The 12,954-nt window shown below is 50.2% G+C and carries 16 protein-coding genes; 4 read left to right on the top strand and 12 right to left on the bottom strand.

What is annotated here, in order from left to right; genetic code table 11:
* Positions 1-24: 24 nt before the first annotated feature.
* The 11 genes from flgJ to AEST_RS14480 all read right to left on the bottom strand — a co-directional run bounded on the left by flgJ (position 25) and on the right by AEST_RS14480 (position 9,452).
* On the bottom strand, positions 25-1,146 hold the full coding sequence (flgJ, locus tag AEST_RS14530; RefSeq protein WP_008609939.1) for a flagellar assembly peptidoglycan hydrolase FlgJ: 1,122 nt from the start codon (positions 1,144-1,146) through the stop codon (positions 25-27).
* Between the two features lies 1 nt (position 1,147).
* Complete coding sequence (locus tag AEST_RS14525) at positions 1,148-2,251, bottom strand: flagellar basal body P-ring protein FlgI (RefSeq protein ID WP_008609938.1); 1,104 nt, start codon at positions 2,249-2,251, stop codon at positions 1,148-1,150.
* A gap of 9 nt (positions 2,252-2,260) precedes the next feature.
* Positions 2,261-2,941, bottom strand: a complete 681-nt coding sequence (gene flgH, locus AEST_RS14520; RefSeq protein ID WP_008609937.1) for a flagellar basal body L-ring protein FlgH — start codon at positions 2,939-2,941, stop codon at positions 2,261-2,263.
* Between the two features lie 11 nt (positions 2,942-2,952).
* Positions 2,953-3,741 (bottom strand): flagellar basal-body rod protein FlgG, encoded by a 789-nt coding sequence (gene flgG / locus AEST_RS14515; protein WP_008609936.1) that lies wholly within the window; start codon positions 3,739-3,741, stop codon positions 2,953-2,955.
* Between the two features lie 69 nt (positions 3,742-3,810).
* Positions 3,811-4,557 (bottom strand): flagellar basal-body rod protein FlgF, encoded by a 747-nt coding sequence (gene flgF / locus AEST_RS14510; protein WP_008609935.1) that lies wholly within the window; start codon positions 4,555-4,557, stop codon positions 3,811-3,813.
* 169 nt (positions 4,558-4,726) lie between these two features.
* The gene (flgE, locus tag AEST_RS14505) at positions 4,727-6,034 is read right to left on the bottom strand and encodes a flagellar hook protein FlgE (RefSeq protein ID WP_008609934.1); all 1,308 of its coding nucleotides are present in this window, start codon (positions 6,032-6,034) and stop codon (positions 4,727-4,729) included.
* Positions 6,035-6,046: 12 nt separating this feature from the next.
* Positions 6,047-6,772 carry a flagellar hook assembly protein FlgD gene (locus AEST_RS14500; RefSeq protein ID WP_008609933.1) on the bottom strand — a complete coding sequence of 242 codons (726 nt, stop codon included), beginning with the start codon at positions 6,770-6,772 and terminating at the stop codon, positions 6,047-6,049.
* Between the two features lie 10 nt (positions 6,773-6,782).
* Positions 6,783-7,205, bottom strand: coding sequence for a flagellar basal body rod protein FlgC (gene flgC / locus AEST_RS14495; protein WP_008609932.1), 423 nt, complete (start codon positions 7,203-7,205; stop codon positions 6,783-6,785).
* A 2-nt stretch (positions 7,206-7,207) separates the two neighbouring features.
* Positions 7,208-7,609, bottom strand: a complete 402-nt coding sequence (gene flgB / locus AEST_RS14490) for a flagellar basal body rod protein FlgB (RefSeq protein ID WP_008609931.1) — start codon at positions 7,607-7,609, stop codon at positions 7,208-7,210.
* A 63-nt stretch (positions 7,610-7,672) separates the two neighbouring features.
* Entirely contained in the window at positions 7,673-8,506 is an 834-nt protein-coding gene (locus tag AEST_RS14485; protein ID WP_008609930.1) for a CheR family methyltransferase, read from the bottom strand.
* Between the two features lie 16 nt (positions 8,507-8,522).
* Positions 8,523-9,452, bottom strand: a complete 930-nt coding sequence (locus AEST_RS14480) for a chemotaxis protein CheV (RefSeq protein ID WP_008609929.1) — start codon at positions 9,450-9,452, stop codon at positions 8,523-8,525.
* A 127-nt stretch (positions 9,453-9,579) separates the two neighbouring features.
* On the opposite strand from AEST_RS14480, the gene flgA reads away from it, so the two are divergent.
* From flgA to flgN, 3 genes are all read left to right on the top strand, one after another.
* Positions 9,580-10,281 carry a flagellar basal body P-ring formation chaperone FlgA gene (gene flgA / locus AEST_RS14475; protein ID WP_008609928.1) on the top strand — a complete coding sequence of 234 codons (702 nt, stop codon included), beginning with the start codon at positions 9,580-9,582 and terminating at the stop codon, positions 10,279-10,281.
* 84 nt (positions 10,282-10,365) lie between these two features.
* Complete coding sequence (gene flgM / locus AEST_RS14470) at positions 10,366-10,707, top strand: flagellar biosynthesis anti-sigma factor FlgM (RefSeq protein ID WP_008609927.1); 342 nt, start codon at positions 10,366-10,368, stop codon at positions 10,705-10,707.
* Positions 10,704-11,138, top strand: a complete 435-nt coding sequence (gene flgN, locus AEST_RS14465) for a flagellar export chaperone FlgN (protein WP_008609926.1) — start codon at positions 10,704-10,706, stop codon at positions 11,136-11,138. Before flgM ends, flgN begins: the two co-directional genes overlap by 4 nt.
* A gap of 6 nt (positions 11,139-11,144) precedes the next feature.
* On the opposite strand, the gene AEST_RS14460 is transcribed toward flgN, so the two are convergent.
* Positions 11,145-11,606, bottom strand: a complete 462-nt coding sequence (locus tag AEST_RS14460) for an LPP20 family lipoprotein (RefSeq protein ID WP_008609925.1) — start codon at positions 11,604-11,606, stop codon at positions 11,145-11,147.
* A 205-nt stretch (positions 11,607-11,811) separates the two neighbouring features.
* Here AEST_RS14460 and AEST_RS14455 point away from each other — a divergent pair, with 205 nt between their 5' ends.
* Positions 11,812-12,939, top strand: coding sequence for a flagellar assembly protein T N-terminal domain-containing protein (locus tag AEST_RS14455; RefSeq protein WP_238534617.1), 1,128 nt, complete (start codon positions 11,812-11,814; stop codon positions 12,937-12,939).
* The last annotated feature ends 15 nt before the right edge of the window (positions 12,940-12,954 follow it).

The following is a 12,954-nucleotide window of genomic DNA, read 5'->3' as shown; positions in this document are numbered from 1 at the left end:
CAGCGTCTTGACTAAGCCGCTAGCTTATTCATCGGCCGCAGCCGGAACTTCTTGAGCCGTTTCCAATTCAGCGCGAATTTGCTCAAATGCCGAACTGCGGTAAACCGCCATAATTTTTTGTGCATAGTTCGGATCAGTGGCATAACCGGCAGCTTGTAACTCACTGAAATAGGCAGCCGGCTCAGCTGCGACGGCAACCGCCTGCTGATAACGGACACTGTTACTGATAAAATCAGTATAGTCCTTTAAGCTCTGCTCCGGTGAGCTGTAGGCGCGGAATTTTGCCTGCTCTTTACGGGCCACCCCCTGCCGGTACTCCAGAGTATCGACGACAGCAGTATCGCCCTGCCAGTTGCGACTGGCTTTAATGCCAAACAGGTTAAAGCTATTTTCGCCATCATTGGTACGGATCATTCGCTTTCCCCAACCGGTTTCCAGCGCGGCCTGTGCAATCAGCGCCAGAGGATCCAGGCCCAGGGCGCCGGCTGCTTTGCGGGCTGCCGGTAACAAGGCACGGATAAAGTCGGTGGGCGATTCAATCTGCCAGTGGTTGGTCGGCGCCACCTCGCTCTTTGCCTGATTAGCTGCCGCTTTTTGTGCTTGCTGTTTTGCGCGCTCAGCGCGCTGCAATTCCAGCTTTTCCAGTAACGGTGCCAGTACCGACTCATCCCGCCGCCCCGGCTGTAGTACGCCACTTTGTGTTAGCTGTGCCGCAGCCTGAGCTTGTAACAATCCCAAATCTGAGCTGTCCTGATACTGTTGCGCCTGTGGCATGCTCAGGCTTTCCGCACGCTGCCCAGGCATCAGTAACTCGACAGCTTTTCGCTGCTTGGCTGCCGCAGCCGGATCTAACTGTTGCACTAACAGCTCGGCCAGCCCCAGCCCGCCTTTTTGTGCCAGATCAGTGGCCAGCTGGTTATCGTGCATATCGCGGTAAAACTCGGTGGTCTGACTGTTCATCAGCCCCTCGGCTTCAAACGCTTTATTTGCCTGGCGCATACTTTTCAGCAGCATATTAAAGAAAATGGCTTCAAACTGTTCGGCAGCCTGACGCAGCGCCCCCTGTTCATCACTGCGGGACGCGGTGCGGATCTGCTGCAAACTTTGCAGATCATGATAGGAGTGCTGAAGCTTGCCGCTGTCCATCTTAGATCACCACCAATTCACCATGAATGGCACCGGCTTCTTTTAAGGCTTCCAGAATCGCCATCAGATCGCCAGGCGCCGCCCCTACCGCATTGACGGTACGCACTAACTCATCCAGCGTCACGCCGGGATCAAACTTAAACATCCGGGAGTTTTGCGGATTAACATTAATAATGCTGTCTTCTACCACTACCGTTTCACCATCGCTAAAGGGATTGGGTTGAGAAACTTGCCGATTTTCTTCAATGGTGACGGTTAAACCACCATGGGTTACTGCCGCCGGGAACAAGCGCACATCTTTGCCAATCACAATGGTACCAGTGCGGGAGTTAATAATGATCTTGGCTGCCTGATCCGCCGGTTGAAAGGTCAGATTTTCCAGGGTCGCTAAATAGGATACGCGCTGGCTAATATCCCGTGGCGCCCGCACCCTTACCGAAGAGGCGTCCAGTGAAAACGCCGTTTCCGGTCCCATAAAGCCATTAATGGTCTCAGCCAGCCGCTTAGCGGTAGTGAAATCGGGACGTTTCAGATTAAAGGTAATAAAATCGCCATTGCCAAAGGGCGACTCCACTTCGCGCTCTACCACGGCACCATTCGGAATACGCCCTACTGTCGGAGTATTGACGACGATACGTGAACCATCCAGCCCTTCCGCTCCCAGGCCGCTGACTATCAGACTACCCTGTGCTACCGCATAAACATTGCCGTCCAGACCGGTTAAAAAGGTTTGCAGCAAGGTGCCGCCACGTAAGCTCTTGGCACTGCCCACCGACGAAACGGTAATATCAATACTCTGTCCTGGTTTGGCAAAGGGGGGTAATTCGGCGTGTACCGCAACGGCAGCCACGTTCTTGATTTGCGTGCGGCCTCCGGCCGGCAAATTAATGCCGAAATTTGCCAACATGGTACGAAAACTTTGTTCAGTAAAGGGGCTTTGCTCACCGGTGCCAGGCAACCCCACTACCAGTCCGTATCCCACCAGTTGGTTTGAACGCACACCCTCGATATCGGCGACATCTTTGATCCGGGCACTCTGTGCCGCCAGCGGCAAACAACTGGCTAGCAGCAACAAACAGACAGTGACAATATTAGCGCTACGCATGTGCTGCTCCTAGAACGGCCACAGCGGGCCATTGAAAAACCGACTTAACCAACCAGGAGACTGGCCATGATGATGTGCGCCCGTGCCGCTATATTCAATGCGGGCATTAGCGATCTTGGTAGACTCAACCGTGTTATTCACATCGACATCCTGTGGCCGGATCACACCGGTCAGCCGGATGTACTCTTTACCGGTATTTAAGGTTAACCACTTTTCGCCACGGATCACCAGATTACCATTGGCCAGCACCTGCAACACATTGACCGAGATATCCCCTACCAGGCTGTTACTTTGATTGGCTTTGGCATCGCCTTTAAAATCCTGATTACTACTGGAACCAAACTGCAACACGTTACCACCGATTGAGGCATTGCGACCCGCGATATTGATCGGCTCAAAAGCGACGTTACTGTCTTTTTTACTCTCGGTCTTGGCATTCTTTGAAGCCTGGGTCCGTTCGCGCAGCACCACGGTAATAATATCGCCTTCATGCCGCGCACGATTATCGGTATACAGACTATTCGAATGACTTTGCGTAAACAGCGAACCATTACGCAGCACCGGCCGCGGCGCTGGCTCAGGTGGCAAGGGCGCAAAAAAAGGATCGTCAGGTTTGGCTTCCTGTGTTGCCGCACACCCGGTTAGCAATAACAGCAAACTGAGCCCTATCAAGTAAGCAACGTTACGCATCGTAGCCCCCGTTATAATTGCTGAATAACATAACCAAGCATCTGGTCGACGGTAGAAATGACTTTCGAGTTCATCTCATACACCCGCTGACTTTCAATCAAGCTCACCAGCTCTTCCGTGACATTGACGTTGGAGGTTTCCAGCGCGCCTTGCACAATGATACCAAGCCCCTCCAGACCCGGAATGCCCTGCACCGGATCTCCGCTGGCCGGAGTTTCCTTAAACAGGTTTTGGCCAATCGGCTCTAAGCCTGCCGGATTAATAAAATTAGTGACCGTCAACTGCCCTAATACCGCATTTTCTACCTGGCCAGCCAACCGCACCGACACCTCACCGTCCTGTGATACCATGATGGCAGTCGCGTCCGGCGGGATTACAATATTCGGCTGCACCTGATAACCGGCACCTGAGGTCACCATATTGCCATCACCGTCTACAGTAAACTGACCATTACGGCTGTACGAAATAGTGCCATCCGGCATCAGTACCTCAAAAAAACCATGACCTTGGATCATCAAGTCCAGGCTGTTTTCCGTGGTAATCATATTGCCCTGAGTAAAACTCTTTTGCGTTGCCACTACCTTGGTACCGGCGCCAATCATTAAGCCATTTGGTAGCTCAGAGTTTTGCGACGAGCGCCCGCCCGGCTGATTAATATTCTGATATAGCAAGTCTTCAAAAATCGCCCGGCTTTTCTTAAAGCCGACAGTACTGGCATTCGCCAGGTTGTTAGAAATAACCGAGATATCGCGCTGTTTTGCGTCGAGACCGGTTTTACTGATCCACAAAGCCGGATGCATTTGTACCTCCCGGGCCTAAACCCTGTTAACGGCAACGACAGCTGTAACAGCGGCCGTTGTGAAAAATAATTAGCCGATGATCCGCATTAGCTGATTCTGCTGCTGGTCCATCTGTTCCGCTTTTTTCATCATTTTCACCTGCAGCTCAAATTGGCGCTGCAAACTGATCATGGTAGTCATTTCGGATACCGCATTAACATTGCTGCCTTCATAAGCACCGTGTAGTAGCGTTACTGCGGCACTTTGTTGCGCTAGTTCGCCGTCTTTACGTCGGAACAAACCGTCACTACCTTTTTCCACCGCCCGGTATTCGGTATCAACCAGCTTGATCCGGCCAACTACTTCCAACACATTGGCCGGAGCACCCTGAACTCTGGCGCTGACGGTCCCATCCTGACCAATTTCCATTTTTGCAAGGGGTAAGGGCAGTATAATAGGACCATCCTCACCTAACACCGGATGGCCATTGGCGGTGCGCAGCATACCGTCTGGCGTTAACTGCAAGTTACCTGCACGGGTGTAGGCTTCGTTACCGTTTTTGTCCTGTACCGCAAACCAGCCATCGCCCTGGATCGCGATATCCAGCTCGCGCTCGGTAATGATTAGAGCGCCGCTGTCAAAGTTTTGACCAGGGCGCTCTGTCATTGAAAACACACGGGTTGGCAAGCCGGCACCAAAGGCCTGCATCGAGCGGGCCTGCTCAAAATCAGCTTTAAAGCCAACGGTCCCGGTATTGGCCAGGTTATTCGCCCGTACACTGATGCCATGCATATTTTCTTTGGCACCGCTCATGGCGATATAAAGCAAACGATCCATAACAGACTCCGTTTAGCAACTTTCGAAGTTAAGTGTGATATGTGAAGCAATAAAAGTGCCAACAGTAAATGGAATAAGCCAGGGCGGCCAAAAAAATAAAATCCAAAAAATACCCCGGCAAAGTGCCGGGGTGTCAGTGAAGGGTTGCTGTTTACCAGACTGAAAATAATTACCGGATCTGCAGAATACTCTGTTGCAGCTGACTGTTCACTTCCAGTGCCCGCGAATTAGCCTGGAAATTACGCTGCGCGGTAATGAGATCGACCAGTTCCGTTGTTAGGTTAACATTTGACTGTTCCAATGCGGAGGCGTTAATAGCACCGAAGGTCCCAATATTAGCCTGACCGGCAATGGGTTCACCCGACGTGATAGACTGCTTCCAGGAGGTATTGCCGACTTGCTTTAAGCCTTGCACATTCGCAAAACGCACCAGGCTTACCTGAGCAAGATACGCAGAATCTCCATTACTATAACTTGCCAGCACCCGGCCGAAGGCATCGATATCCACACCGGTCAGGAAACCCACCGTTGTACCGTCCTGGCTAAGATTGGTGACATCAAAAGCAGCCGCATACTGCGTTGGTAACCGCACGCCAGAGGCATCGCGGAAGTTTACAACGATATCAGCAGCAAACTGCGCACCATTAGTCAGATAGCCAGCTGAAGGATCATTTAACGTTGCAGCTGGTAGCGTAATGTTGGGTACCGGGGGTGTATCGATAAAATTACCGCTGGAGTCAAACTGAATGTTATTTCCCTGGATGGGAGCACTGGTCAAACCATCCCAAACAACCCAGGTTTCCCATTCTGAGTTCGCCGGTGGAGTGGTTTGTATCTTTCTGAAGTAGCTCGTTACAGTATGAGCCTCACCGAGACTGTCATACACCGTGACTGAGGTGGAGTGGTTGTAAGTTGAGCGATCGGCTGCGTTAAAGGGAACCGCAGGATCCTTACCTATTTCCCGGGAATCCAGGTTCATACTCAAAAAGATATTGTTGGTCGCTCTTGGCGCACCAGCAGAAGTTGGAATTGAGATTGGCGAGGTCGTACTTAAGCTGACCGATTGGTTCTCCCCTGTTACCGGATCTACCGAAAACCCCTGGAGAAAATTACCCTTATTATCAACAATAAAGTTATCTTTATTTAGCTTAAAGGCGCCAGCCCGGCTATAGGTCATATCGCGGGATACCCGATCCGGTGTCGTTGCAAAAAAGCCTTCACCGGTGATCGCCAGATCCAGTGAATTATTTGTAAATTGTAAAGACCCCTGATTGAACTGCTGCGCAACAACGGCAGTCGTTACACCATCACCAACCTTAGTACGCCCGGAAGCAAAAATAGACGTGGCATACACATCCGCAAATTCAGCACGAGATTCCTTAAAGCCCGTGGTATTTACGTTGGCAATATTGTTCGCTGTAACATCCAGATCTTTTTGTGCGGCAGCCAGGCCGCTTAGTGCAATATTAAAACTCATAACAAACCTCGCTTAACCGTAAGATACTTCTAACACATCACCCAGTTTCACCGCACCAAGTCCCAGTAGATTCAGCATGATGCCTTTACCATTACTATTCATACTGACACTGCCCACCGGCGTATAGACATTCGCCGGAACACTGGCACGGGAGCCGTCGCTATAACTCGCTTCTACTTTTAACTTGTAAGTACCCGCTCTGACCCGCTCCGATAGCTCACCATCGATCAGGTCGGCACTGCTTTCTCCCGAGGGTAAATAGGTGCCATCCCAGATAAAGCTATTACGGCCCATTTTCGGGTTTTCTACACTGAAACTCTGAATCAGCTCGCCTTTTTCGTTTTCAATCATCACTCGTAGTGAGCTGGCTGGCCGCTCCAAATCAATAACACCGCGCGCCAGACTATCACCGGTAAACACGAGCTGGTCAGACTGTGTCAGTACTGAGCGTCCCACCAGAGAAGAGGCTTGCAGTGCCTGATTAGACGTCATACTTTGCGCCAGGCTGGAAAAGTTCTCATTTAACTTCCCGATACCATCGGCAGTAGTAAAGTTGGTCATTTGCGCAATCATCTGATCATTTTCAACTGGTTTGGTTGGATCCTGATAAGCCAGTTGCTGCGTTAACAGCGCAAAAAAATCTGCCTGGGTTAGCGCACCGTTATTTCTATCCTGGACTTTAGGCTTTTCTTCCCAATACAGGTTATTCAGTGCCGAATTATTACTTACGCTACTCATCCGTTACTCCTTAGCCAGACTGGCCCATACGCAAGGTGCGCATTAGCATTTGCTTAGCAGCGTCTGCCGTCTGTACGTTCGTTTCATAGGAGCGGGAGGCCGAAATCATATTCGCCATCTCTTCCATAATGTTCACGTTCGGCTTGTATACATAACCATTTTCGTCTGCCATCGGATGATTAGGCGCATATTCCATTACCGGTGGCGCGTCAGACTCGACGATACCCAGTACTTTTACACCGCTACCGGCATCTTGTTGCCGTTTTGCCTCCGACAGCTCCGCGGCAAAGACCGGATGCCGGCCTTTATAAACCTGATCAATACTGCTACTGACACTGTTGGCATTTGCCATATTGCTGGCCGTGGTATTCATCCGTACTGATTGCGCGGTCATACCGGAACTGGCAATATCGAAAACTTTAAATAAGCTCATGATTATTGTCCCGTACCTGTGATAGCCTTTTTCAGGCCACTGATTCTGCTGTTTAAAAACTGCAAACTGGTTTGATACTGAATAGCGTTTTGCATCATCGCATTCCGCTCGTGATGCACGTCGACACTATTACCATCGCCGGTATCCGGTTGATCCGGGTTACGGAATTTTACTTCCTGCCGGCTCTGGGTAGAGATGGCAAAATGCCCTTCGTGCGTGCGACTCACCGGCCGGCTCTGCCGCGACTGCGCATTGTTCAGCGCCTGCTGAAAATCCAGATCTTTCGCCTTATAACCCGGCGTATCTGCATTAGCGATATTTTCTGAAAGCACCTGCGCACGCCGATCCCGGGTTAATAATGCATCCGGGTGCATGCCAAAGGCTTTGTCAAAGCTGATAGCCATTTTCTTGCCACCTCTTGTTACACGTTAAATATGAGGAAGCAAAAAGCAGGCCAAATTGAAAAGTCAGGTTTTCTTGCGGTAAATAATGCCTGGATTACAGCGTAACATTTCAAAGTCCTCGTTCAGGCTGGACAAGGACTCTGAGGCGCCAAGGATCAAATGGCCGCGACTGTTTAATGCCTGCGAAAACTGGCGGATAATTTTTGCTTTAACTTCAGGAGAGAAATAAATCAGCACGTTACGACAAAATATAATATCGAATTTACCTAACAAGGTATAACTATCTAACAGGTTAAGGTGCCGGAAACTCACGTTTTTTTTCACTTGCTCCTTGATCCGCATCATACCTTTGCCGCTGTCTTCAAAAAAACGGCTGCGCCGCTCCGGTGATAAACCACGAGCTAAAGCCAATCCATCATATTCGGCGCGCTGGCAGTGTTCTAACATAGTATTGGAGATATCCGTGCCTAAAATACTCACTCCGGCAGGAAACGCATTGGGCCGGCCTTGCTGGTATTCCAGAACTGTCATGGAAATAGAATACGGTTCCTGACCGGAAGAACTGGCAGCTGACCAAATTTTGACGCTGCGGCAAGTTTTTTCCAGCTCCGGAAAAATTTGGTTCTTTAACAACTCGTATGGGTAGGTATCACGAAACCACAGGGTTTCGTTAGTGGTCATCGCGTCAATTACTGCTGAACGTAACTGCCGTTCAAACGGATTCATCGTTTTTGTAAGCAGCTCAGACAGCGTAGCGATGCTAAAACGCTGCATAAGTGGCGCCAGCCGGCTTTTGACCAGATATTGCTTATTATCACCCAGCACGATGCCACACTGCTGTTCCAGAAAATCCCGGAATTGCCGGTACTCTGCGTCCTGTAATTGCTTATCTGACACGCGACGTCCTCAGCCTTTAATCAACATGTAGCCATTTTTGCACCGATTGTGCGAGCTCGTCCGGGTTAAACTTGGCGATAAAGTCTTCCGCCCCCACTTTCTGTACCATCTGCTGATTAAAAACCCCACTTAGCGAGGTATGTAGAATAACGTGCAGACGGCGCAGTTTAGGGTCGGCCTTTACTTCTGCGGTCAAGGTGTAGCCGTCCATTTCCGGCATCTCGATATCAGAGATCAGCAAACCTACTTTTTCAGTAATAGACTCCTGACACTCTTTCGCCTGTTGCTGTAAATAAGTCAGGGCCTCACGACCGTTATTTACCAAATGCATCCTGACACCCAGTGGTTCTAATGACCGTTTTACCTGATTTCGGGCGACAGCCGAATCATCGGCAATTAAAATCACCCGACCGCCAAGATCAGTAGTAATACTCTGGGTGACGGCCTCATCATGAATCATCGTCGGCGAAGGGGAAATCTCTTCGAGGATTTTTTCAACGTCCAGGATCTCAACCAACTCTTTATCAATTTCGGTCACCGCGGTCAGGTAACTTTGCTTACCGCTGGTGCCCTTGGGTGGTGGCATAATAGATTCCCAGTTGGTATTAACAATACGCTCTACCCCACTGACCAGAAACCCCTGCACTGAGCGGTTATACTCAGAAATGATAATAAAGGCAGTCGATAAATCGGCGATTGCCTTACCACCTGTGGCCAAACTTAAATCAATCACGGAAATCGTTTGGCCACGGATATGGGCAATGCCCCGCACAAAAGGATTTCGCTTCGGCATCGCCGTCAGCTTTGGACATTGCAATACTTCCCGCACTTTAAACACGTTAATGCCGTAACGTTGGCGGCCATTGAGCTTAAAAAGTAATAATTCCAAGCGGTTCTGCCCAACCAGCTGCGTACGTTGGTTAACGGAATCGAGAATACTGGACATCAAGCTCTCCTTAGGCAGCCAAACGGCTTGGTATTTGCATACTGTCGTGGAGCCATAGTCAAAACTACGGCACTGTCTATCTTCAGGCATGTTATAACCCTTTATTCGTAAAGCATAGCCAAACTATATGAAAAAGTACGAAAATTTTATCCGCAGCTGCATCCTGCTACTTGCCTTCACCATCAGTCCCTGGTGTCAGGCGCAAGTGCAACAATTTAGTCCATCGCAACTGACTGATGCGGTAAAGGACTGGCTGCAAACGGCATGGGCAGTCGATGAGCTGGAGAGCGAAATCCACGTCACGGCACTTGATAGCCGGATTGGCAGTAAAGACTGCGCCCATCAGCCACAAATCAGTCTGCCGGCCAATGCTAACCCGCGTCAGACGACGGTGCAGATTAGTTGTAGTGCGCCAACCAGCTGGCAGCTATTTGTACCGGCCAGACTTACTGAATGGTTGGCCCTGGTGGTGAGCAGGCAAAATATCGCTCCAGGAACCGTCATCACTGCCGATATGTTAGAAGTGCAGCGCCGGGAACGTCGGTTGGTACGTGGTAATATTGTGCAAGACATCGCGACGGTTGCTGGCAGCCGGAATAAACGCAGCCTGAGTGCCGGCCAAATCCTTAGTCTGCAGGATCTTTGTCTTGTATGCCGGGGAGATATTGTTACAATAGAAATCAGCCAGGGTGGCCTTGCCGTATCCGCCACAGGCGTTGCACAACAGGATGGTACCCTGGGTGAAGTCATCCAGGTGCGTAATCAACAATCTGGCCGTGCCATTAGCACCGAAGTGACCGGTGTCAATCAGGTAAAGGTCCGGTTTTAAATTCTGAAAAAAGTGCTAAAGTTTAGAGGCAAACTGCCGTTAACCTAAGCATAAGGACTGTGTTTAAGGTGATGAGGTTCTACTATGGCTATAAATATCAATAACCTGCAGCAAAATGCACCGCAGGTCAAAACTGACAAAGCCGGCAATGCCGGTAGCACTGAGCAATTAGTGCAACGCCAACAAACGGCGGTGCAGCAAAATGCCAGCAATCAGGCAGTACAAAAGCAGGATTCGGTATCCATTACCCCGCAAGCGCAGCAATTTTCCAAATTACAGGAAAAGGCAGCCAATAGCTCAGGTATTGATCAGGAGCGGGTGAACAAAATCAAGCAAGCTATTGCTGAAGGCAAATACAAAGTGAATGTAGAGATGCTGGCAAAACGCATTATGCAATTTGAAGGCGATTTGTTCGACCGTAAATGAATAGCAGCCACGATCTCATCATCACTGTCCTGACCAAGCAAGCAGCGCAATTGGATGCGCTGTTGCTATTGTTAAAAAATGAACTCTCTGCCCTCGCTGAAAGACAGGTGGAAACCTTAGAGCAGGTTATTGCCGAGAAAACGGCGCTGTTAACACAAATCAGTGCCACTGACGCTGAACTTGCCGCACAGCCACAGTTGGCAGCGGTAAAAGCTGAAGCCTGGTTTGTTGAACAACGCGCACTGCTGGAACAAAAACTGGCTGACTGCAAAGCTCAAACCGCCGTTAACCAGCAAGCACTGGAACAAAGTCAGCTTATTTTACAACGCTTTAAGAACGAATTATTGGGCGCTAAGGGCAAATCCGGCCTGACCTATACCAGTAAAGGCCAACCGGCTGTTGAGAATAAAGGGCCAGGCATTAAAGCCTGACCGGCGCTACCACAGGTAGCGCACACTCCTGATGCTTTGTTTTGGTTGGGTATGTTGCAAGGTGGCATACACTTCAGCGAAATTCAGCTCCAACTCCGTCACGTAAGTATCATCCACAGCATAGCTTTTCACTACTCTGGCGCCACGGATCAAGCCCTGCACCGACGCTTCCAGCACATCATTCTTTGCCACCATTGCACTGACGGTGTTCTGGCTGTCAATTCTTTGACCATATACCCGCTCCGCCAACTCGCGATAGGCTTCCAACTTCGACGCCCGCATCGCTAATAGCATACGTTGCGTCTCATTACTGCCTTGTTGTAACGATATGGGCGCGGCACCCAAAGCAGTGATCACCGGAAAACTGACAGGTGTTTCATGCTGGTATTCAATATGCCGATCCGCGAATTGGCTACAGCCTGAGATCATCAGGCCGCTACCAAGCAATACGAAACCTATAACTTTCATAGTACTTACCCTTAGCAAAGTGACTGTGCTCACTGTAATACTGCCATGCTGTTGTTGCCAGTTGCCGACAACTCGACAAGCCCGGCGACAAAACCTATTGCTACTGTTTTTGTTTAGCAAAAAAAATGCCAGTTAGGCATAAACTTTGCTTTATTAAACACAGCACTCTTTTGACACGAGCGAAAGCGGGATGACGATTAAACCTATGACAAAAGCGCTTCTGACAGCGCTGAGCGGCCTGAGTCTGCTGTTCAGCCCATTACTGCACGCCAATTGGTATGAAGCCACCGGGCAGGCGGCGATTGAACGGGGTGACCTGAACAGCGCACGCAAAGCCGCAATTGAAGATGCATTGCAACGGGCCAGCTTATTTGCCGGCGCCAGATTACAAAGCCAGCAACAGGTGATCCAGGGCATTATGCAGCACAGTCAGATCACCTTAAGCAGCGCTGCGGAATTAAAAGAAGTACAGCTGCTGTCAGAGGTTCAGAGTAAAAACCAGGTGACGATCACGCTCAAAGCCCATATTGTCGCTGAAGGCAAGGCCTGCCAGGCCCAGTACCGCACACCGCTACTTGTAAGCGAAATTCAGCTTCAGGCCCGGCAGGATGCGATTTCAGGCCAGCTGTTTCAACTGGGTAGCGATAGTAGCCGGCAATTAAACCGGCATCTGCGTGACTTTGCTCCGGCACTGCTGGTGGAGCCATCGCCTCAGCCAATCCCGTTACAGATGCTGGACCAGGCAACCGCAGATGCCCTGTTTAACCGCGGCCATCAGTTTATTCTAATAGCCAGTATTAATGACCTGTCGCTTGGTAAAAAATTGAACAAGTTCTGGCAAAGCAGTCAACATGAGCGCTTCTTCGCCTTCGAACTCTGGTTATATGATACCTTTGAGCGGCGGGTTCGCTACCAGCAGGAATATCGTACCGGAAGTTACTGGCCTACCTCTGACACCACGCCAGCCAGTCACAGCATGGCATTCTGGCAAATGCCTTATGGTCAGAGAATTGACCAGGTGCTGCGTACTGCGGCCCAGGATATTGGCCAGCAGCTGCAGTGCCAGCCTTTGCTGACCCAGATCCGTCAGGTTCGCCAACAACAGCTGCAAATTCCTTTGGGTAGCAATCACGGTTTGCGGGTGGGTGATCAGATCCAAATCATCCAGTTGCAGCGGGATCCACAAGATAATCAAATCCGGCGCCTGCTACACAGCCCCTTACAGTTGCTACTCACGGAAGTTACCCCTGATGGCGCCTGGGCCGCATCACCGTCACAGCAATTACTTAATCATATTCAGCCTGGTGATATCGTCAGTCTGGCAGCAAACTAACCACAGCCTGAAAAG

It is taken from the genome of Alishewanella aestuarii B11, assembly GCF_000280055.1.
Classification (GTDB): Bacteria; Pseudomonadota; Gammaproteobacteria; order Enterobacterales; family Alteromonadaceae; genus Alishewanella; species Alishewanella aestuarii.
Note: the sequence above shows the minus strand (reverse complement) of the source record. Positions and strands in the feature narration are given on the sequence as shown.

Coding starts and splice junctions, on each gene's coding strand:
- flgJ (WP_008609939.1), bottom strand. CDS start 1,146: ATGGACAGCGGCAAGCTTCAGCACTCCTATCATGATCTGCAAAGTTTG.
- AEST_RS14525 (WP_008609938.1), bottom strand. CDS start 2,251: ATGCGTAGCGCTAATATTGTCACTGTCTGTTTGTTGCTGCTAGCCAGT.
- flgH (WP_008609937.1), bottom strand. CDS start 2,941: ATGCGTAACGTTGCTTACTTGATAGGGCTCAGTTTGCTGTTATTGCTA.
- flgG (WP_008609936.1), bottom strand. CDS start 3,741: ATGCATCCGGCTTTGTGGATCAGTAAAACCGGTCTCGACGCAAAACAG.
- flgF (WP_008609935.1), bottom strand. CDS start 4,557: ATGGATCGTTTGCTTTATATCGCCATGAGCGGTGCCAAAGAAAATATG.
- flgE (WP_008609934.1), bottom strand. CDS start 6,034: ATGAGTTTTAATATTGCACTAAGCGGCCTGGCTGCCGCACAAAAAGAT.
- AEST_RS14500 (WP_008609933.1), bottom strand. CDS start 6,772: ATGAGTAGCGTAAGTAATAATTCGGCACTGAATAACCTGTATTGGGAA.
- flgC (WP_008609932.1), bottom strand. CDS start 7,205: ATGAGCTTATTTAAAGTTTTCGATATTGCCAGTTCCGGTATGACCGCG.
- flgB (WP_008609931.1), bottom strand. CDS start 7,609: ATGGCTATCAGCTTTGACAAAGCCTTTGGCATGCACCCGGATGCATTA.
- AEST_RS14480 (WP_008609929.1), bottom strand. CDS start 9,452: ATGTCCAGTATTCTCGATTCCGTTAACCAACGTACGCAGCTGGTTGGG.
- flgA (WP_008609928.1), top strand. CDS start 9,580: ATGAAAAAGTACGAAAATTTTATCCGCAGCTGCATCCTGCTACTTGCC.
- flgM (WP_008609927.1), top strand. CDS start 10,366: ATGGCTATAAATATCAATAACCTGCAGCAAAATGCACCGCAGGTCAAA.
- flgN (WP_008609926.1), top strand. CDS start 10,704: ATGAATAGCAGCCACGATCTCATCATCACTGTCCTGACCAAGCAAGCA.
- AEST_RS14460 (WP_008609925.1), bottom strand. CDS start 11,606: ATGAAAGTTATAGGTTTCGTATTGCTTGGTAGCGGCCTGATGATCTCA.
- AEST_RS14455 (WP_238534617.1), top strand. CDS start 11,812: ATGACAAAAGCGCTTCTGACAGCGCTGAGCGGCCTGAGTCTGCTGTTC.